General features: G+C 65.9%; 17 protein-coding genes and 8 pseudogenes. 9 read left to right on the plus strand and 16 right to left on the minus strand.

The window, feature by feature from the left end; genetic code table 11:
- Positions 1 to 413 precede the first annotated feature (413 nt).
- A complete protein-coding gene (gene sph / locus OG985_RS01125) occupies positions 414 to 1,382 on the plus strand; it encodes a sphingomyelin phosphodiesterase (protein ID WP_371666502.1) in 969 nt (322 codons plus the stop codon).
- A gap of 187 nt (positions 1,383 to 1,569) precedes the next feature.
- The gene (locus OG985_RS01130; RefSeq protein WP_371666503.1) at positions 1,570 to 2,319 is read left to right on the plus strand and encodes a transposase family protein; all 750 of its coding nucleotides are present in this window, start codon (positions 1,570 to 1,572) and stop codon (positions 2,317 to 2,319) included.
- Between the two features lie 15 nt (positions 2,320 to 2,334).
- Here OG985_RS01130 and OG985_RS01135 read toward each other — a convergent pair.
- The 5 genes and pseudogenes from OG985_RS01135 to OG985_RS01155 form a co-directional block, all read right to left on the minus strand.
- Positions 2,335 to 3,047, minus strand: a pseudogene (locus OG985_RS01135) (IS256 family transposase); the annotation flags it as partial.
- A 37-nt stretch (positions 3,048 to 3,084) separates the two neighbouring features.
- Positions 3,085 to 4,656 (minus strand): ISL3 family transposase, encoded by a 1,572-nt coding sequence (locus tag OG985_RS01140; RefSeq protein WP_371666459.1) that lies wholly within the window; start codon positions 4,654 to 4,656, stop codon positions 3,085 to 3,087.
- A gap of 160 nt (positions 4,657 to 4,816) precedes the next feature.
- A complete protein-coding gene (locus tag OG985_RS01145) occupies positions 4,817 to 5,467 on the minus strand; it encodes an IS30 family transposase (protein WP_371666504.1) in 651 nt (216 codons plus the stop codon).
- A 211-nt stretch (positions 5,468 to 5,678) separates the two neighbouring features.
- Positions 5,679 to 5,975, minus strand: a pseudogene (locus tag OG985_RS01150) (helix-turn-helix domain-containing protein); the annotation flags it as partial.
- Between the two features lie 293 nt (positions 5,976 to 6,268).
- Positions 6,269 to 6,556: pseudogene (locus tag OG985_RS01155) on the minus strand (transposase); the annotation flags it as partial.
- 127 nt (positions 6,557 to 6,683) lie between these two features.
- Here OG985_RS01155 and istA point away from each other — a divergent pair.
- Positions 6,684 to 8,102 (plus strand): IS21 family transposase, encoded by a 1,419-nt coding sequence (istA, locus tag OG985_RS01160; protein ID WP_331719138.1) that lies wholly within the window; start codon positions 6,684 to 6,686, stop codon positions 8,100 to 8,102.
- Positions 8,099 to 8,869 (plus strand): IS21-like element helper ATPase IstB, encoded by a 771-nt coding sequence (gene istB / locus OG985_RS01165; protein ID WP_189845846.1) that lies wholly within the window; start codon positions 8,099 to 8,101, stop codon positions 8,867 to 8,869. Before istA ends, istB begins: the two co-directional genes overlap by 4 nt.
- A 13-nt stretch (positions 8,870 to 8,882) precedes the next feature.
- On the opposite strand, the gene OG985_RS01170 is transcribed toward istB, so the two are convergent.
- The 7 genes and pseudogenes from OG985_RS01170 to OG985_RS01200 form a co-directional block, all read right to left on the minus strand.
- Complete coding sequence (locus OG985_RS01170) at positions 8,883 to 9,146, minus strand: hypothetical protein (protein WP_371666505.1); 264 nt, start codon at positions 9,144 to 9,146, stop codon at positions 8,883 to 8,885.
- Positions 9,147 to 9,202: 56 nt separating this feature from the next.
- Positions 9,203 to 9,658 (minus strand): transposase, encoded by a 456-nt coding sequence (locus OG985_RS01175; protein ID WP_371666506.1) that lies wholly within the window; start codon positions 9,656 to 9,658, stop codon positions 9,203 to 9,205.
- A 205-nt stretch (positions 9,659 to 9,863) separates the two neighbouring features.
- Positions 9,864 to 11,073: pseudogene (locus OG985_RS01180) on the minus strand (ISAzo13 family transposase); the annotation flags it as partial.
- 102 nt (positions 11,074 to 11,175) lie between these two features.
- Positions 11,176 to 11,586: pseudogene (locus OG985_RS01185) on the minus strand (transposase); the annotation flags it as partial.
- Between the two features lie 229 nt (positions 11,587 to 11,815).
- On the minus strand, positions 11,816 to 12,118 hold the full coding sequence (locus tag OG985_RS01190) for a hypothetical protein (protein ID WP_371666507.1): 303 nt from the start codon (positions 12,116 to 12,118) through the stop codon (positions 11,816 to 11,818).
- Positions 12,119 to 12,245: 127 nt separating this feature from the next.
- Positions 12,246 to 12,515, minus strand: a complete 270-nt coding sequence (locus tag OG985_RS01195; protein WP_371666508.1) for a hypothetical protein — start codon at positions 12,513 to 12,515, stop codon at positions 12,246 to 12,248.
- Between the two features lie 5 nt (positions 12,516 to 12,520).
- Positions 12,521 to 12,799 carry a transposase gene (locus OG985_RS01200; protein WP_371666509.1) on the minus strand — a complete coding sequence of 93 codons (279 nt, stop codon included), beginning with the start codon at positions 12,797 to 12,799 and terminating at the stop codon, positions 12,521 to 12,523.
- A gap of 86 nt (positions 12,800 to 12,885) precedes the next feature.
- On the opposite strand from OG985_RS01200, the pseudogene OG985_RS01205 reads away from it, so the two are divergent.
- The 3 genes and pseudogenes from OG985_RS01205 to OG985_RS01215 form a co-directional block, all read left to right on the plus strand.
- Positions 12,886 to 14,097 (plus strand): annotated as a pseudogene (locus OG985_RS01205) (ISAzo13 family transposase); the annotation flags it as partial.
- A gap of 54 nt (positions 14,098 to 14,151) precedes the next feature.
- Entirely contained in the window at positions 14,152 to 14,523 is a 372-nt protein-coding gene (locus tag OG985_RS01210) for a hypothetical protein (protein ID WP_371674708.1), read from the plus strand.
- A gap of 321 nt (positions 14,524 to 14,844) precedes the next feature.
- Positions 14,845 to 15,330, plus strand: coding sequence for an ISAs1 family transposase (locus OG985_RS01215; RefSeq protein ID WP_371674212.1), 486 nt, complete (start codon positions 14,845 to 14,847; stop codon positions 15,328 to 15,330).
- Between the two features lie 179 nt (positions 15,331 to 15,509).
- On the opposite strand, the gene OG985_RS01220 is transcribed toward OG985_RS01215, so the two are convergent.
- On the minus strand, positions 15,510 to 15,959 hold the full coding sequence (locus OG985_RS01220) for an SRPBCC family protein (RefSeq protein ID WP_371666510.1): 450 nt from the start codon (positions 15,957 to 15,959) through the stop codon (positions 15,510 to 15,512).
- 297 nt (positions 15,960 to 16,256) lie between these two features.
- Between OG985_RS01220 and OG985_RS01225 the strand changes: the two are divergent.
- Positions 16,257 to 16,523, plus strand: a pseudogene (locus OG985_RS01225) (IS5/IS1182 family transposase); the annotation flags it as partial.
- A 182-nt stretch (positions 16,524 to 16,705) separates the two neighbouring features.
- Positions 16,706 to 17,456 (plus strand): annotated as a pseudogene (locus OG985_RS01230) (transposase family protein).
- Positions 17,457 to 17,462: 6 nt separating this feature from the next.
- Here the strand turns inward: OG985_RS01230 and OG985_RS01235 are convergent.
- The 3 genes from OG985_RS01235 to OG985_RS01245 form a co-directional block, all read right to left on the minus strand.
- Positions 17,463 to 18,092 (minus strand): transposase, encoded by a 630-nt coding sequence (locus tag OG985_RS01235; RefSeq protein ID WP_371674213.1) that lies wholly within the window; start codon positions 18,090 to 18,092, stop codon positions 17,463 to 17,465.
- Positions 18,093 to 18,456: 364 nt separating this feature from the next.
- A complete protein-coding gene (locus OG985_RS01240) occupies positions 18,457 to 19,056 on the minus strand; it encodes an ISAs1 family transposase (protein ID WP_371666511.1) in 600 nt (199 codons plus the stop codon).
- Positions 19,053 to 19,475 (minus strand): hypothetical protein, encoded by a 423-nt coding sequence (locus OG985_RS01245; RefSeq protein ID WP_371666512.1) that lies wholly within the window; start codon positions 19,473 to 19,475, stop codon positions 19,053 to 19,055. Before OG985_RS01245 ends, OG985_RS01240 begins: the two co-directional genes overlap by 4 nt.
- Between the last annotated feature and the right edge of the window lie 341 nt (positions 19,476 to 19,816).

Consider the following 19,816-nt stretch of genomic DNA (forward strand, 5'->3'; position numbering starts at 1 on the left):
AGGCTGACTTGGCGGATAGACACCCGCATGGAGGGTCTTCGCACGTGGCCGACCGGCTCGGATCCCCGGAGCTACTTGCGCGCCCTGGACACCGGAAAACCCATGACCACCCCACCCAGGCCCGCCGCCCGGTCCAAGTACCAGCGGTGAACCAGCCTGCACGCCCAGCCGCCGACGCGAAAACCGCCGAGCCTGGGAGCACACCGGGCTTCCTGCCCACTTCTGCCGACAGAACGGTCTCACCGAATAGGGGATGGAAAGCCCCGAGCTGAGCCGGCCTCAGTCAGACGACTCACGGACACCGTAATCAACCCTCGACGGAAAGTGACACGTCGGAGTCCGAACTGACCCCTTCGAGTCGGATCAGCGGCTGTCAACAGCGCGTCGCCGGAATCGACAAGAGAGGCATCAGCATGAAGACCAGATCCTCCACACTGGCCGTGGCGGCCACTTGTCTCGCGGCCGCCACGGTGTTCGGCACCACCGCGAGCGCCGAGGCGGCGCCCCGGAGCACAGCCGCCATAGCTCCGTCCCTGAACATCGTGTCCAGCAACACGATGCTGCTCCCGTCCGTGGTCGTCGACCAGTGGGCGCAGGACTTCCGTGGCGGCCTCATTGGCACATCAAGCTATACGCAGAACCACGACGTCGTCGTCTTCCAGGAACTGTTCGACAACAGCGCCTCAAACATCCTGCAGAACAAGATGAAGGCGCAATACCCGTACCAGACGCCGGTGATCGGCCGTTCCACCAGCGGGTGGGACTCCACACAAGGCGACTACTCCTTCTTCACCCCGGAAGACGGCGGCGTCGGCGTCATGAGCCGCTGGCCGATCACCAAGAAGGTGCAGTTCATCTACAACGAGTCCTGCGGCAACGACAGCCTCTCCGGAAAAGGCTTCGCCTACGTCCGGCTCAACGTCAACGGAACCGCGGTCAACGTCATTGGAACCCACCTCCAGTCGGACGACGACGGCTGCGACGCCAGCGAGCCAGCACGGGTGCGGACGGCCCAGCTCAGGGAGATCCGGGCCTTCGTCGACAAGCTCAAACTCCCGGCGAGCGAAGAAGTCGTCTACGCCGGCGACATGAACATCGACCGCTACAGGCCCGAGTATTCGACCCTGCTGTCGACCCTGAACGCCGCAGCGCCCTCCTTCGCCGGTGTGCCATACACCATGGATCCGGCCACCAACTCGATCGCCAAAGCCCGCTACACCGGCGAGCCACGCCAGTGGCTCGACTACATCCTCTTCAGCAACTCGCACGCCCGCCCTGCGACCTGGACCAACACTGGGCTCAACGTCCACCCCCACACCTGGACATTGAACGACACGCAGTACTACGACTACTCGGACCACTACCCGATCCAGGGCTCGTGATCAGGCCTTTCACCGCTCGTTCGGGGTCTGTCCAGTAAACGGTGTAAGCGGTTTGGTTTCTGGAGCCTTTTCCATGTGTACGGCTGGCGGGTGAGGTGGTGGGGCGGCGTTGACTGTGGCGTGACGAACGGGGCATCCCGCTGGTTTGGAAAGTCGCCAAACGTATCCTCACCTGCGGAGATGCCCCGTGTTCTTCTATCCTGCCGCATGCGACCTCGACGAAGAGCTCCTCGAACTGGTGACGATGGCGATCGTCGCGTGTGACGGTGACCGTGCCTGCAAGCTGCGCCCGTACGATCGGGCCCGGTGCACGCTGGTCTACCTGCGCAAGCACGACACCTTCGAACAGCTCGCCGCAGGGTTTGGTATCGGTGTGGCCACGGCCTGGCGCTACACGAACGACACGATCGAGTGCCTAGCTGCTTTCGCCCCGTCGTTGACCGAGGCGCTGACCAGCCATCACGCCGACGGATACGTGCTGCTGGACGGCACCGTCGCGGAGACCGACCGGGTCCAGGAGCCAGGCCACTTCTCCGGGAAGGTCCACCGTGAGGGCGTGAACCTGCAGGTCATCACCGCGGAAGAGGGGAAGCTGCTGTGGCTCTCGCCCGCCCTGCCCGGAGGCACCCACGACGTGAAGGCCGCCCGCGAGCACGGCATCATCGACACCTGCGCACAGCTGGATCTCGAGGTCCTGGCGGACAAGGGCTACGCCGGAGCCGGCGGCACGGTCATCACTCCGATCAAGCGCCGCCCGAAGACCGAGCTCAGCGACAAGCACAAGAAGTCGAACAAGGTCCACGCGGCCCTGCGGGCTCCCATCGAACGGACGATCTCCCGGATCAAGCGGTGGCGGATCTTTCGCCACGCCCGTACCAGTCCGAACAGGCTCACGTCAGCCGCCGCAGCGATCCTCACCCTCATGATCTACACGTGAAAAACGCTCCTGGGTTCAGATTCGGTTGTTGGTGAGGCGTCCGTCGAAGGCGATATCGAAGGCCTGGAGGGCTCGTTTCCAGCGGGTGGTCCAGCGTTTTCGGCCGGTGCCGGTCGGGTCGAGGGACATCACCGCGAGGTAGACGCACTTCAGAGCGGCGTTCTCGGAGGGGAAGTGGCCGCGGGCCCGGACCGCCCGGCGGATCCGTGCGTGGACCGACTCAATGGCGTTGGTGGTGCAGACGATCCGGCGGATCTCCGCGTCGAACTGCAGGAACGGCACGAATTCGGCCCACGCGTTCTCCCACAACCGCACGATCGCAGGGTATTTGCTGCCCCATTCCTCGCTGAATTCGAGGAACCGGCTGGGGGCCGCGTCCTCGGTCGGCGCCGTGCAGACCGGCTTCAGTGCTTTGGCGATCTTGTCCCAGTCCTGGGGCTGGCATAGCGGAACGATGCCCGCAGGAGGTGGACGACGCAGGTCTGGACGACGGCCCGCGGCCAGACCTCGCCGACCGCGTCGGGCAGGCCCTTGAGCCCGTCGCAGACCAGCATGAGGACGTCTTCGGCGCCGCGGTTTTTCAGCTCGGTCAGGACGCGGAGCCAGTGCTTGGCGCCTTCGCCTCCCTCGCCGCCGGCCCACAGTCCCAGGATGTCGCGGTGCCCCTCGGCCGTGACTGCCAGAGCCATGTATATCGGCCTGTTGGCGACCTGGCCCTCGCAGATCTTGGTTCTGGCGATGATCTTGTGATTCGGGCGGTGGGGCTCACCGTGTGAGCAGGACGCGTTTGCGAAGGAGATCGAGACTGGCCCTGCCGAACATCTGGCGTTTCAGCATCTTCAGCCGGTTGATGTTGCCCTCGACGGCGCCGGAACTGTGCGGTAGAGACAGCCCGTTGCGGACTGCGTCGAAGTCGCGGCGGAGGTTGCGCGCGAAGCCCGCAAGCGGAGCCAGACTGTCCTGTTCGACGTCGATGATCCAGTCTTCGAGGCGGTCGCCGTGCCGTCCGGTCATCATCGCGGCGAACTTCCTGACGTGAAGAGTGAGCCGGTCAAGTTCAGGATCGCGCTCACGCAACCGGTGCAGGTTGTCAGCGTCCTCGTCCCGCAGGTGCTCGGGGTGCGTCATGATCCAGGAGGTGACCTCGCGGACCGAGGGAGGCTTCGGTCCCGGATCGGGTGCGTGTCCGCGCCCGGTCCGGTAACGCCGCAGATGCCGCTGAACGGCCAACTCGCCGCCGGAATAACCGAGTTGCTTGATCTCCCGGTAGAGCTGGGCAGCGTTTCTGACACCCTCGTTCCAGCGCCGGTGCAGGTAGCCGACGTACGGATCAACGACATGCGCTCGTTGGAGGTTCTTGGCCACGACATCGTCGGCGGAGCGTGCGTTGACCAGTTTGCGGACGGTGGCCTGGTGCAGCCCGAGCTTCCGGCCGATCGCCGCCTTCGACATCCCCTGCTGCCACAGTTCGTGGGCGGCAGCATGCTGCTCACGCAGCCGGATCACGATCTTCAGCTCTTTCGGCGGCTGGACCACCTCGGGTTCCACCTCCACGAGGTCGGGGCCGGAGGCTGAGCCGGGATGCGGTTCGGTCAGGTGGGAGCGATGGGCGTTGACCGTCTTCTCAACCGCTTGGCCGAGGTTGGCCCACAGGTGATAGCGATCCGCGACCTGTTCGGCCTGCGGCGCCCCGACCCGAGCGCCCTCCCCGTAACCGCTGGAACGGTCTCGGCAAATGACCCTCACCTCTGGGTGATCGCGGAGCCAGGCGGCCAGGTCCTCCCCGTCGCGGCCGTCGTAGATGTGCAGCGGACGGTGGGTGGCCATGTCGATCAGGACCGTGCCGTAGTGGCGGCCCTTGCGGAAGGCGAAGTCGTCGACCCCGAGGATCTCCACCTCGCCGATCTCCGGCTCGGGCAGGGACCTGACCAGCCGCAACAGCGTATCCCTGCCCACGGTGAGGCCGACCGCGGCCGCCAAACGGGCTCCTGCCCGGCCGGCCAGGGACAGGCCGATCTGCGTCAACACCCCACGCAGCTGCGGGGTATGTCGGCTGTGCGGGGTGGTCAGTCCCGCGATCTGCTCGGCAAACGTCACCGCCGTGCAGGCAGGGTTCTCACAGCGGAAGCGGCGTATGCCTAACTCGATCACGACGCCGAGCCCGCCCACGGCGACATCACGCAGCCGGCGTACATACCGGCCGTGCACCCGTGCCGAGCTTTGGCCGCACCGGCAAGCCGCGGTCGTCGCTCGCGCGCGCGTCCTCAGCACCACCTTGTCGGGCCGCCGCTGGACCTCCTCGATCAGCAACGCGGACAGGTAGGGAAACAACTCCAACAGCACATTACGAGAGCACGCGATGCATGATCGCGAACATCTGAAACGACCTGCACAAGCGTCCGGATCACAAGATCGTCGCCAGAACCCAGATCTTCACGTTGATGCAGTCGATGAAGACGACCGGGTAGACGCGGCGGTTTCCATCAGTGGTTGCGAATCACCTGGTCAATGGGCCTGTGAGGCATTCTTGCATGGCCTCGGCCGGGGTCTTGTCCCCGAGGACGATGCGGGGTCGGTGGTTGAGTTGGCGGGCGACGGCGCGAAGGTCTTGTGCGGTGTGGACTGACAGATCGGTGCCTTTGGGAAAGTACTGCCGCAGCAGGCCGTTCATGTTCTCGTTGGTGCCGCGCTGCCAGGGCGAGTGAGGGTCGCAGAAGTAGATCCGGAAGCCGGTGAGGGCCTCGATGTCCTCGTGGAGCGTCAGTTCGCGCCCCTGGTCCCAGGTGAGGGTTCTCTTCATCTGGGGCGGGATATGCGCGGTCGGCGTGATCAGCGCGTTGCGCACCTGCGGGGCCTTCCAGCCGCCGGGCAGGTGGATCAGGTGAACGTAACGGGTGGTGCGCTCGACCAGGGTGCCGATCGCCGAGCCCTGTCCGCGGCCGATGATGAGGTCTCCCTCCCAATGCCCGGGAGATCTGCGGTCGTTGACCTCAACGGGGCGCCGGTGGATCAGCGTCATGTTCTTGATCTTGTTCAGGGTGGGCACGCCGCGACGCTGCTTCTTGCGTCGGGTTCGGCCGGTGCGGAGCTTGGCGTCGCGCCGGCCGAGGAGGCCGGCAAACAGGGCCCGGTAGATCGTCTCCGGCATGCCCGCATCGATGTGTCGTGGGCGTGTTCGCGGGCCAGGTGACGCGAGATCTGCTGAGGAGACCACTTCTCAGTGAGCTTCTCGCGCACGAACGTCCGCAGCGGCTCGCCGACCCGGATCTTCTCCTCTTGGGACGCCTGCGACGCAGGAGGGCGCGATTGTGGGCCCACCAGGGGTTGTAGCGGCCGTCCGGCTTGCTGTTGCGCTCGATCTCCCGGTAGACGCTCTGAAAGCTCTTCCCGATCGAGGCCGCGATCCGCTTCACGCTCTGATCGGAGTGCAGGCCGTCGGCGATCGCGATGCGGTCGTCCTGGGTGAGGAAGCGCGGCGATATCGGGCCGGGGTCAGCAATGATCATGCTCCCAGCATCGATGAACCACAACGAACCGCAGCTCGTGGACACCCCGACCTGGCGGGCGGCAGCCGCACCTCGATACCCCGCGTGCAGCAGCTCGAAGTACCTCTTCTTCACCGCAGTCGGCACTCTGTTGGGGGCGTACCTCGGCATGCAAACACTCTCCTTCCGGAGCGTTCGCAACAACCAATAGAACTCAAGCACGGTCGAGAGGACGGCTCTGCCATTCCGCCATGCCGTCCATGACCTTGATGCTCCTATCGTTGGTGCGGCAGCGAGCCAGCTGCGATAGGCGTCGGCGAAGGTGTCATCGCGTCGGAGGCCCGTTCGATGTTGGAGATGACGGCGGGCCAGACGCCGAGGTGGTTCGCTGCGGCGGTGAGCGTGATGTTCTTGGCCTGGCGGGCGAGCCTGAGATCCGCGACCTCAGGAACCTGGACTGCAGTTGTCAATAGACGGAAGACCTCCCGGGCGATGGCGCGTTTGAGGAGCCGGATGATTTCCTTCTTCGCCCGACCGGCATCGGTTTGACGCTCCACGTAGTCACGGGTGCGCTGGTCGCGGCGCATGCGGACGAGCGCAATGCGGTAGAGGGCTCCGTTCGCGGCGCGGTCGCCGCCGCGTGAGAGCCGGTGACGGCTGGTCTTGCCGCTGGAGGCCGGAACCGGGGCGACACCGCACAGAGCGGCGAAGGACGCTTCGGTGCGCAGGCGGGCGGGGTTGTCACCGGCGGTGTGTCGGCGTACACACGATCGTCCCCGGTCGCGTACGAGTGAAAAGGGACGCTTGATGGTGCGGTGAATCGTGGTGCCCGGCACTCTTCTGCTCGTCCGGTGAAGGGTGGCGGAGGGTGGTGACGCGGTGGTTTTGGACCCGCAGCGCTGGCTGGAACTGCGGCGGTTCCGTGCTCTGGTCGAGTCAGGGGCGGTCAGTCTGACCGAGGTGGCCAAGGAGACTGGGCTGGACCGCAAGACGGTCCGCAAGTATCTGTCGAGCACGGCGGCGTCGGTGCCGCCGAGGCGGACGTCGAACGGCCGGCCCCGGAAGAAGGCGGTCGACGAGGTCGCCCCGTTGATCGACGCGATGCTGCGGGCAGAGATCCTCATCAAGGGTGCTGTGGTGCACGAACGCCTGGTGAAGGAGTACGGCTCGACGATCAACTACCAGCGGGTCAAGCTCTATCTGCAGGAGGCCCGGCCGCGGATCGCGGGTGAACTGGGGATCGAGCCGCGGGAGTTGGCGGGTATGCACCGCCGCTTCGAGGTGGTTCCCGGGGCCCAGGCTCAGGTCGACTGGGGCGATGAAGGCAAGATCCTCGCCCACCTGGGAATCCCGAAGGTCTACTCGTTCCATATGGTGCTGTCGTACTCGCGCGATCCGTTCTGCTGCTTCACCACGAGCCAGGACCTGCAGACCTTCTTCGACTGCCACCGGCGGGCATTTGCGCACTTCGGCGGGGTGCCGATGTCGATCGTCTACGACCGGACCAAGACCGTCGTGCGCCGGCACGTCGCTCCCGGTGAGGCGGTTCCGCTGCATCCGGAAGCGGTCGGCTTCGCCGGCCACTACGACTTCGACATCGACGTGCTGGCCGCCTACCGGCCCACCGGGAAGGGTCGGGTCGAACGCCAGGTGTTGATCGTGCGTGATCACGTGCTGGCCGGGCGGGCGTTCTCCTCGCTCGAGGAGTTGGATGCCGCGTTCTTGGCGTGGGTGCCGCAGCGACGCGCCCGCACCCACGCCACCCACCACGAGGTCATCGGACACCGGGCCGCCCGGGATCACGCCGCCCTGAAGCCGTTGCCGTCCTCGCCCTATCTGGTGGCCGAGCGGCATCTGCGGCCGGTGGGCAAGGACTGTCTGGTCGCGTTCGGCGGGAACCTCTACTCGGTGCCCGCCCGCAAGGTCCGCCCGCGTCAGCTGGTGGAGATCAGAGCGACGAAATCCCAGGTCATGCTGCACACGACCGTCCCCGATGCCAGCGGCGAGACGTTGCTGTCCAGCCATCCGCGGGCGGTCGGCCGCGGCGTGGTTGTCAAGCAGGATGAGCACTGGGACGGCCTGCCAACCGGCAAGAACCGCCGCACTACGACGGGCGACGAGCCGCCACCACCGCAGAGCGAGTTCCCCGCGGCGGGTCGCATCGGGCCCTTGCAGGCCCTGTTGAACCGGGCCGCTGCAACCCAGATCGAGGTCGGGCGGCGGCCGCTGTCGGTCTATGACGAACTGACCGGCACCCGGCCCTTCACCACCAACTCCCCGACGAAGGAGTCGTCTTGAGCGAGCTGACCGGCAACCGCATCCGCACCACGGCCGGCAAGCTCGGCCTGCCCCACCTGGCGGAGACCATCAACGAGTACACCCGCCGAGCCGACGAGGCGAAGATGGGCTACCTCGACTTCCTCGACCTGGTCCTTTCCGAAGAGCTCGCCGTCCGCGACGACCGCCGCTTCCGCCAGGGCCTGCGACTGTCCAAGCTGCCACACCACAAGACGCTGGACGAATACGACTTCTCGTTCCAGCCCGAGCTCGACCCGCGCAAGGTCAAAGACCTCGCCAGCCTCTCCTTCGTCGACGGCAAGGCGAACGCCGCGCTGCTGGGGCCACCGGGAGTGGGCAAGACGCATATCGCTGTCGCTCTCGCTGTCGCGGCCTGCCGGGCCGGCTACTCGATCTACTTCACCAGTCTCGACGACATGGTCCGCAATCTGAAGGCTGCCGAGTCGGCCGGACGGCTGGTCAACAAACTCGGCACCTACCTGCGGCCGAGCGTCCTTGTGATCGATGAGGTGGGCTACCAGCCCCTCGAACGGGCCGAGGCGAACCTGGTCTTTCAGGTCATCTCCAAGCGTTACGAGAAGGGCTCCATCATCCTGACCTCCAACAAGACCTTCAGCGAATGGGGACAGGTGTTCGGCGACGAGGTCCTCGCCACCGCGATCCTCGACCGGCTCCTCCACCACTGCGAAGTGATCGCGATCAACGGCCCGAGCTACCGGCTCAAGAACCGCCTCCAGGCCATCGAGCGGGAGAACGAAGTGGCCTAACACCTGGGGACGTTCAAACGTACCGGCCCGGCCCGAAGCGAGAGTACGCCGACACGGTGATCAGTAGTTGCGTAGCGGTGTCGGGACCGATGCCGTAGGTGGCACGCAGGCCAGGGTTGAGTCGCGTGACCAGGACGTCCAACTCCGCGGTCAGAGCGGCGTGTTCGGTGGTCAGATTTTCAACGCGTTGTGCGAGCACGCGCAGAGAGATCAAGATCGGGTCGCTGCCGGCCCGGAGCCGGACCAGGGCGTCGATACGCCTGTCACCGCGCAGCACCTCGTACTTCGCGCGGATATTCTCGGGCGCGCTGATCAGGATGTGTCCGATCTGGTTCAGCGCTGCTGTACGGGCCTTGATCGCGGATCGTGCCGCATTGTGCAGAGCCCGGATTCCGGCAATGGCATCGCCTTGGGAGCACTGCTGGCCCGGCCGGACACGACCGCACGAGCTGCGGCGTAGGCATCAATCGGATCAGATTTCCCGATCCTGCGGCGCTCGGCCTTGTCCGGCCCGTTGACTTCGACCACGGTGACGCCGGCCTCGCGGGCCGCGCGCGTGAAGCCCGCCCCGTAGGAGGACGTGCCCTCCACCCCGACGGCAGCAACGCTGCCGTGGGCTGCGAGGAAGGCCAGAGCAGCCTTGTATCCGGCGGCCGTTGTGGGAAACTCAGCATCAGCGACCTGCCCACCGCGGTCTGTCACCACGGCGACGTGGACAGTGTCGGCATGAGAGTCCACACCGCCGATCACCACGTGCTCGATAGCTGCTGCAGTGTCCGTTCCTGTCATGCTGAAGATGCCTTCCTGACCGGAGGTGGCTCCAGCCGGGTGGGGCAGACAGGACAGTGATGGGGCCTCTGACCAGGCTCCTATGAGGTCATGATCCACCCGGCCGGGGCCTCGGGAACGGGCCCCGGCAGCCGGACAGACCAAGGCGAAGACAGTCCAGCAGGACGTCAGTAAGGGCTCAGTGTGATTTAACGTCTGCGGGTTCGGGAGTGTCGGCGGGTGGGCTGATGGTGTAGTTCCACTGGCCGTGGGTTTCGTGACGGGTCAGCGGGAGGGCCTTCATGGCCTTGTCGCTGATCTTGATGCCTGTGGGGTAGACACCGGTGTCCAGGGCCGCGGACACGGTCAGGCCGGTCTCGGTCGTCGTCGCACCGATCAGGGAAACGGCGGCCTCGTGGCTGGTCAGTGGTGTCCCGCGCCAGTTCATGGTGATTGCGGAGAACAGCCGGTGCTCTATGCGATTCCACTTCGAAGTACCCGGCGGCAGGTGCAGCACGGTGATCGACAGGCCGGTCTCGGCGGCGAGGGCAGCCAGCCCGGTCTTCCAGGCCCGTAGTCGGCTGCCGTTGGATCCGCCGCTGTCCGCGGTGATCGTCAGTGTCGTGGCCTGCGGATATGCGGCCCGGCCGACGTTGTTCCACCAGGTCCGCAGGGTGTTCACGGCGAACGCGGCGGTGTCGTGATCCATGCCGACGCTGACCCAGCCGGCGTTGGCGCCGATGTCGTAGACGCCGTAGGGGATGGCTTTGCCGGCCGGTCCGGGGAAGTCGTGGACGTTGACCTTCACCGGGTCCCCCAGGCGGTCGCCATTCCTTGCCGACGTTCTTGAAGTTCCCGATCAGTTCCTTTTTCTTGCAGTCCACGGACACGACGGGCTGTCCGGCAGCGAGGGCCGCCCTGACCTGATCGTTGAGGTAGCGGAACTGGGCGTCGCGGTCGGGGTGCTGCTTGCCCTCGACGGTTTTGGCGTTGCCCTGCAAGGAGTAGCCGGCCTCGTGCAGCAGTCGGGCCACGACGTTCTCGGTGCACCGGTGTCCCCGATTGACCAGCTCGGCAACCAGGTGCGACAGCGATTTCGTGGTCCAGCGCAGCGGGTTCATCGGATCACCACGAGTCTCCGGCTCGACCAGGGCATCCAGGTCCACGGCCAGTTGCGGGTCCAGGACCTCGGCCCGTCTGCGGCCGCCTCCCGGCCCCCGGGACCGCCCGACCGCCAGCGGCTGCGGATCGTCCAGTTCCCCGCGGCCCCGTCGGATCGTGTCCTGGGACACCCCGGTCGCCTCACAGACGATCCGTGCACCGCCGCCACCCAGCTCACGAGCCTCGTTGCCGAGCCACAACCGTCGCTGCCGCTCGGTCAGGTGATCCCGGATCGCCTCGTAGCGCCGGGCCAGGGACTCCATATCGATCGGCATAGCAGGAAACGTACGCGCCGCGCGACTGATTCATAACTTGTTTCGCTACGAGCCCTAAGTGATCGAGCCACGACCACCGGGAACCCGGATACCACTATCACTGTCGGTGATGGTGGAGATGGTCTGCTTGGAGACCTCCGCCCCGTAGACCTCGGCCAGGTGAGCGGCGATCTCCCCATGGGTGAGGCCCTTCGCCGAGAGCGACAGGACCATCTCGTCGACTCCGGTCAGCCGCCGCTGTCGCTTCCTGACGATCTGCGGCTCGAACGTGCCCGAGGTGTCACGCGGGACCTTGACCTCGACCGGCCCGACGTCGGTCAGCACGGTCTTGGCTCGGCTCCCGTTGCGGGAGTTGCCGCTGCCCCGGCCGCCGGCATCGTGCTTCTCATAGCCGAGGTGATCAGTGATCTCACCTTCCAGGGCAGATTCCAAGACCCGCTTGGTCAACTGCTGCAGCAGCCCACCCTGCCCGGTCAACTGCAGTCCCTCCGACCGGGCCCGTTCCACCAACATCGCGACCAGCTGCTCATCGGACACGGGCGCAGGCTTCCCGGACGGGACGCTCTCGACAGGTTCCACGGTCTCCAACTCCACGGCGGTGTCGGTCACTTGACGTCTCTCCCATGATCGTCGGATCCGCCGTTAGATTTACACTCCCCCGGGCGAGGAAGGTAATGACCGATGTCGGCCCGGTGGTGGTGAACGTGCCCGTGACCGGCTCGGGACCTTCCGTCCCGGACTGCTACGGCAGCTGTAGATAGCCGCTGCTGAGTTCTGATAATGGTGTGGCGTCGGCGTATGTGTGCCAATTCCGGTGGCAGAGGCGGGCGCGGTGTTGATGGCGGCGGCGCCAGATGGACCACCACAGCAGGTGGTCGGGGTCTCGTCGGGGTGGCGGAAGGATCAAGACCCGTAGCAGGCGGAGGAGTTCGTGGCTGCTGAGCGGGACGAGGTCGGCTTCGGCGGGGTCGTCGCGGGTGGTCTGGGCGGCGCGTTCGAGGGCGGCGGTGACGGCCGGGAAGGCGTAGGCGACCAGGGCGATCACGTTTCAGCGGTGCCAAGAGTTCCAGCAGGTGACCTGCCTTTGTCGAGGTGGCAGGTCTCCTTCGCGTCCTGGAAGTCGTCCTCTACCCGCCACCTGCGGCACACCAGTGACACCAGTCGCGCCAGCGTTACCGGCCCGGGGGCGAAGCAGCGGTAGTGGGACACGGTGCGGGTGTAGCGGTGCCGGCGGACCAGCAGCACGGACGTCCCGTGTCGTGATCGTGCCCGCCGGGGGTGTCGTCGGCGGTGACCTCGATCATCGCCCAGTCGTAGTCGCGTACGCCCTTCTGGCCCGCGCCGGTCCGCATCCGCTGCCAGGCCCGCTTGGGCAAGAGGGTGACGGCCTGGGCCACGCTCAGCTTCGTGGCCGGGGTGGTGACCTGGTGATTGGAGCGCACTGCCACTAGCCCAGGCCCAGCTCGCGGCAGGCGGTATGCAGTTCCCGTCCTCCGTAGACCTCATCCCCGAGGAAGAACGAGGCGGATACGCCGCCCTGCCCGATGGCGCTGCGGAGCATGTCCACCGCGAGCTGAGGCTTGGTCGCAAAGCACAGCTCGTCGGGGACACCGGTCAGCTCGCGGCGTTCCTCGTCACCGGCCCATTCCTTGGTGAAGTACAGGCGCCGGTCGATCAGGCAGTGCCCGGCGGCTGTGGCGAAGGTGAGGTGCACAGCGACTGGCACAGATCCACGCCGCCGAGGGCCTGTCCATAAATAACTTTCAGAGTTGACCTGCGAGATGGTCGTCAGTGGGACGCTGGAATGTGACTGTGCCTTCGCAAGTCCGTTTTCCCGCTGCCGAGTTGCAGTGCAGGTTCGAGCAGGTTCTGCCGCATCTCGATGAGCGCCGTCGCCGGCTTTACCTCGCCAGCGAGGCCGTCTCGCTCGGTCATGGCGGAATCACCCTGGTAGCTGCCGCCTCCCGAACCAGCACCGCCACCATCGCGCGCGGCATCGCCGAACTGGAGACGCACGTGGCGCCGACGCACCGTATCCGGGCTCCGGGAGGCGGGCGCAAGCCGTTGACGGCCACCGACACCGGTCTGCTGCCGGCTCTGGAGATGCTGATCGAGCCGCATACCCGCGGCGATCCAGTCTCCCCGCTCCGCTGGACCACACTGTCGCTGCGGAGCTTGGCCCGGGCCCTGTCCGCGCAGGGGCACCTGGTCGGCGCTACGACCGTCGGACGTCTGCTGCACGCGATGGGATATAGCCTGCAAGGCACGGCCAAATCATTGAAGGCGCACGCCATCCGGACCGCGACGCCCAGTTCGCCCAAATCAACGCCACCGCCACCGCCTTCCTTGACGACGGCGAGCCGGTGATCAGCGTTGACACCAAGGCCAAGGAGTGGATCGGCAACCGCGACCGGCCCGGCCGTGTCTGGCGCCCCGGCAAGGACCCGATCAAGGTGGACTGTCACTCCCACCTCTTCGATGACGACCAACCGGCGGCCATTCCCTATGGGGTCTATGACCTGGCCACCAACACCGGCTGGGTCAACGTCGGGATCGACCATGACACCGCCGAGTTCGCCACCGAATGCATCCGCCGCTGGTGGCACCGCCGCGGGCGAGTGGACCATCCGGATGCGGACCGGTTGCTGATCACCGCGGGACGCCGACGGCTCGAACAACCCCCGCTACTGGACCTGGAATAAGCAGTTGCACACCTTCGCCCGCGAGAGCGGACTGGAGATAACCGTGTGTCACTTTTCCGCCGGGTACTTCGAAGTGGAACAAAATCGAGCACCGAATGTTCTGCCATATCACCGCCAATTGGCGCGGTCGGCCGCTGACCAGCTACCAAGTCGTGCTCGAGACCATCGCCGCAACGACCACTGCGACCGGGCTGAGGATCGGTGCCGAACTGGACACTGGCGACTACGCCCTCGGCACCACCGTCACGACCGCCGAGTTCCACGCCCCCTGCCGATCACACCCGATGCGTTCCACGGCAACTGGAATTACGTTCTGGCCCCGGATCCCCCAAGCCCTTCCGAAGCACCGGCGACTCGTCGGCCGATCGATCCCGCTGTGACCTCGATGCTTTCCGATCCGGCGCTGACCGGCATGGCTCGCTCCGAGTTCGCACGCCTCGTGGCGATCTCGGAACCGTACTGGGACGCCCTGGCCGAGGCAGCCTTCCAGCGTCGCTTCCACTGCCCACGGGGCTACCTCCTCGCCGCCGCAAGGCCGCAAGGCCGCAAGGCCGCAACCAGCACCCTGATGGCTCAGATCCTGAGCGTCACACGCACCAACCTGTCCAACCTGTTCCAGGACGGCCACCGAATTCTCGACCTGCACCGCATCCCCGTCACGCCGATACCCGGCTCACCAGCACGCACGCTCCAGCAACTGCAAACTCGTCTAACGTCCGTGGAGAACACCCCCACAGATCAACTCTGACAGTTATTTACGGACAAGCTGTCGGTGACGTGCGCAACTGCCAGGTCATGGTGATGCTCACCTACGCCTCCCGCGCATACACACCTTCATCGACCGGCGCCTGTACCTGCTCCATGAGTGGGCCGACGACCCCGAGCGCCGCCGCGAGGCCGGTGTCCCCGACACCGTCAGGGGTCTGTCGTTCTCGCGATTGGCGGGGAATGATCAGTTGAGTCCGAGGGCGGTCGGCGGCCGGGTCATGCCCGCCCGTGACTACAGGGTCCTCATTCGACCAACCAGCCCACCGCCCACCGTCAGCCGGCGGCCCTGCCGTGGCGGGACATCCCCGTCCAGCACACCGCCTCCGGGGCAGGACACGGCAGGCGCGAGTCCCGCTCGATCAAGACCTGCGCCGTCGCGGACGAACTCGGCGGGATTGCCTTTCCCTACGCCCGCCTGGCCATCCGCGTCCACCGCCGCCGCAAGCAGACCGGCAAGCGCGAGACCCGTGAGAACGTCTACGCCGTCACCAGCCTCGACGCCCACCAGGCCGGCCCGACAGACCTGGCCGCCGCAATCCGCGGGCACTGGGGAGTGGAGAACTCCTCGCACCACATCAGAGATGTCACCTTCGCCGAGGACGCCTGCACCGTCCACGCCGGAACCGCACCACGGGCCATGGCGACCCTTCGCAACCTCGCCATCGGCGTACTGAAGACCCTCGGAGCCGACAACATCGCCAAGACCACCCGGGTGATCCGCGATGAACCCCAGCGAGCACTCCCCATCCTGGGCATCACCAACGATCCGGACACCTACGGAACTTGATCAAGCCCTGGCACCTTCACCCCACAGAGACAGGATGGAAACGGCTCAATGAGCCTCTTCAGCGGGCACTCCCCAAGGTGAATGGGTGCCCGAAGGTTGACCGCGGCACGGCCTGCAGCGATCGGCAAGCTTTGCGGAGACGGCCGTCACCCGATCGGTGCCAAGCTGAAGAAGCTCAATCACGCGTTTCGGCAGGCTTGATCGAATTCTTGATCTATCGCCAGACGCAGCCGCTCCATCCCTTCCGGGACGCCGCCTTCCATCCCTGCAGAAACGGCCGCCTCGTAATCTTTTGCCAACTCCCCATGCAATGATAGAACCTGAGAAATCTTACACCCTCTGGGCAAGGTGGGCGAGGAGGAGAATACCCACTTGGCAAGAAGTTTCGTCCTGGGGACTGGGAACATTATTTCCGCCTGCGATCCCTTAATTACGTTCACTATTTCCCAACGTACGGGATCGCCTTCTTTGGTCACGGTAACGCCTTGACCACCAATGGAAAAAGTACCCTCCAGGCGGACCTCAATAATCGCCGGATCTACGTTCACCCAATTTTCGACGTTCGACCAAAAGTCCCAAGCGAACTTGCGGGACGCCTTGGTTTCAATTTCACTAGAGAATGACCACACTGACGGAATTCCTTTAATGGGATGAATCCTGAGAGATGCGGGCAATATTACCGGACCGCCTGGGCTCGTGGGACTGATCCTTTTCAGCCTGGCGTGTGTGCCGGTGGGAAGAGATTGCCGGAGGCCTTTTACTGAGGTCTTCTCACCGAAACTTATTGCCAGGTGTTGTTGAGGGCGCGGGCGGTGGTGGGGCGGGGCATGGGGGTGCTGGCAGACGGTGCGGGTGCCGAGATCAACGGAGCCGCCAGGATGAGAAAATACGTCAGGCCGCGCATTGTAGTGTGCTGATCTATGTGGACCCGTACCCTGCTCGATGAACGCGGCCTGCACGGCCGGATTGCGCGCAAAGGCGAAAAGGCGCCGGTCCAGGCAAGCCGGAGGTGGCACGTGGAGCGCACCCATGCCTGGCAGAACGCCTTCCACCGCCTCGCCCGCTGCTACGAGCGCCGGGCCACCGTCATCGACGCCTTCTTCGATCTCGCCGACACAATCATCACCGTCCGCAGCCTGATCCGCCAGGCATGGACAACCCACCGCTGGGACGAACGCCCCCACCGCCGTCCATCAGTACACGCCTATCTGCGCGACCTCTTAAGCCGTAGGCCGTGGGTTCGAGCCCCACCCGCCCCACTGAGCTTGTTCAGTTCGGCTACTGATCGGGTGAGGTGTGGTGAGGGCGGAACGGGCAGAGCCCCAGGGCTGTTGAGCGAGGTGTCTACGCTCAACTCTTCAGCCTTGGGGCTCTGTTGGTTCCTTATCGTGCCGTACTCGATGTTCCGCATGCCCTGGTGGAGTGGGTCACGATGCTCATTGTCACCCGTGAAGGTGACCGCAGGTGCAAGCTGCCAGCGTCCGAGCGCGCCCTGGTCGCACTGGTATACCTGCGGAAGAACGACACCCTGCGTCAGCTCGCGGCCGGCTTCGGTATCAGCCTGGGCACCGCACACGCCCACGTGCACGCCGTGATCGGCCACCTCGCAGAGCTCGCGCCCGGTCTGACCGCGGCCCTGAGATCGCCCCGACGCCCGCTACCTGCTGCTGGACGGGACACTCGCCGAGTGCGACCGGACCGGCGACGGCCGGGCGGACTACTGGGGAAAGCACCGCCGGCACGGCGTGAACCTGCAGGTGGTGACCGCTCCCGACGGCACGCTGGTGTGGATCTCGCCCGCGCTGCCCGGCCGGACCCACGATCTGACCGCGGCCAGACGGCACCGGATCATCGCTACGTGTATCCGCCTGGGCATCCCGATCCTGGCCGACCGCGGCTACCAGGGCGCCGGTGACATCGTCGTCGTGCCCCACAGACGACGACCGGGCAAAGACCTCACCGTCAAACAGAGAAGCGTCAACCGGGCGCACTCGCGTCTGCGGTGGTCCGTCGAGAGATCCATCGCATCGGTCAAGACCTGGCGGATCCTCCGCAAAGCCCGCTGCAACCCGAGCCGGATGACGTCAATCGCCAGAGCCATTCTCACCCTGGAGACTCACCGCTGAACAAGCTCACTGATTCCTAATGCCGATTGTCAAGTAAGCATTCAGAAGGTCGGCCGTGCGTCCGTCTCCTGACGATGTGACAGGTGCGGGGTGGGTGCGGCAGGATCCGTGGTCATGCTGTCCGGGCTGGAGTCTGCGTCGCGTGAGGATCTCCTCGCGATCGGGCTGCTTTAGCGACAGGTGGCGGCCGTGGAGGCTCAGGCGGCGGAACTGGCCGCGGCCAACGATCGGTTGACGGCGCGGGTGGCGGAGCTGGAGCGTCGCCTGGGGCGTAACTCCGGGAACTCCTAGATGCCGCCGTCCTCGGACACCTTCGGCTGCGGTTTGGTGCGGAAGGCTGGATCCGAGCGGCCGCGGGCGAAGTGATGGGCAGGGGTGTAAGGAGTCGCGTGCATTCGGGTAGTACACGCGGCCGTCGGTCCACACCGTGGTCACAGTGGCAACGCCGTTGTCCGTCTTGCCCAGCCGGCCCAGCCACTGCCCGCCCACGTGCGCGGTCGCCGTGCCGTCCTTGCGGTCCCCGCAATCGTCGACCACGATGACTCCGCCGTCGTGCGGAGCCGTCGCCGACTCCTCGCGCAGCAGCTCAAGCCGCCGCTCGTTGACCAGCTCGGCCTCCCACGGCGACTCCGACAGGAAGAACTTGCCACTGCACCCCCGGCATCCCCGCGCCTGCCACCGGCTCTGCTCCTGCCAGGCAGGTGATCGTCTTGTTCCGCTCCCGCGGCGCCAGCAACCCGGTCAGATACTCGCGAAATCCTCGCCGCTGGGCCAGGCTGAAGAAGAGGTCGTCGAACCGGGCCGCGTACTCCTCCAACGGCCCCGGCGCAGGCGGGACACGGACGGCGAGCAGTCATCTTCAGCCCCCGGCAAAGCAGTTGACTCCTACCACCGGCCTACGACCAACCCGACCTGCCACCAACCCACACCACCACCGAATTTAACGAACTACCGGTAACGCAGGGCGATTGCAAAGTCCTTCGATCGTGTGTCGCGCAGGTCAGTTGAGGCCGAGTAGGGCCAGTGGCCGCTCGTAGGGGCGGAGGGCTGTGGTGCGGAGTCCGGCGGCGATGTTGGTGTGGCCGGCGTCGCGGAGTTGGTTGATGGCGAAGCTGCGGAGGGTGGCCATGTTCTCCGGGCTGTGCCCGGTGCGGATCTTGGAGGCGTCTTCGCGGAAGGCGGTGTCGCGGACGAAGTGGAGCCTGTTTTCGATCACCCAGTGCGTCCTCAAGATCGTTGCGATCCGTTCGGGAGACGCCTGGCGGCTGGTCAGGTCGGTGATCACGTAGACCGTTTCCCGGCTCTGCTTGCCGGTCTTGGTGTCGGTGCGGTGGCGTACGACCTTGGCGACCTGGGCGGCGTGGGGGAAGTCGACGCCGAGGCCGGTGACGGTCAGGGCCTGCACGACCCGGGTCTCCTTACGTCCGTGGCCGGTGGTGCGGTCGTAGAACTTCGCCGCCGCCTGCCCCCAGGGCAGGGTCCGCAGCTGCTCGTAGAGGTTCTTCTGGTTCCGCTTCACGGTGAAGGCGTAGTGCGCCTTCTTGACGTCGACGAGGAAGCGGGCGTGCTCGCGCTGGGTGTGCAGAGCATCGCCGGTCACGGTGACACCCTGCAGGTCAAGGGGTCCAGCAGGGCGGCGAAGCAGGTGATTTCGTTGGTCTTTTCCGGAACCCGGAGCTGGGTGACGGTCATCCCGGTGCCGGTCATCGCGGCCAGCAGGTGCGCGGCCGGGGTGGTGCCGTGGCGCGAGCCGCGGGCGCTCTTGCCGTCCAGGGCCAGGGTGTCGGTGCCGGCCGGGTCATGGCCGAGGAGGTCGGCCAGGCCGCCGGGGCAGGTGTCCTTGACGACCCGACGGATGGTCGCGCCGCTGGGCGGGACACGTACGGACAGGTCGGTCGCGGTACGGGCACCGAGCCGGGCCAGGACATCCTGCGGGGCCTCGGCCGCCCACTCGCTGATCGCCACGAAACTCCTCGCACCGGTGACCACGGCGGAGCAGGCGATCAGCAGCACTGCCACGAAAGGGTGACGCTTCCCGCGCCGGTACCGCGGATCGGCAAGTGCCCGCAGCCGCCCGGCCAGCAGACCCGTCGCACCATGTTGACGGGTGGGCGACTTGACCAGACAGACGGGCAGACTGACGGCACATCGAAGCTCCGTTGCGGGACGGCGACTTGGGAAGGTCACCCCCACAACGGAGCTTCGTTGCGTCCGGTCGCGCACCCGACCAGCATCCACACCGCCGTGACATGCGCATCCGAGAGATCACCACGACTTTGCAATCGCCCTGCGGTAACGCCATGTAAGTAAGGGCTGCTCACGTTTTGCGATCTCTGTTTTGAGATCCTGCAGATCCGGGT

The organism is Streptomyces sp. NBC_00289, from assembly GCF_041435115.1.
Taxonomy (GTDB): domain Bacteria; phylum Actinomycetota; class Actinomycetes; order Streptomycetales; family Streptomycetaceae; genus Streptomyces.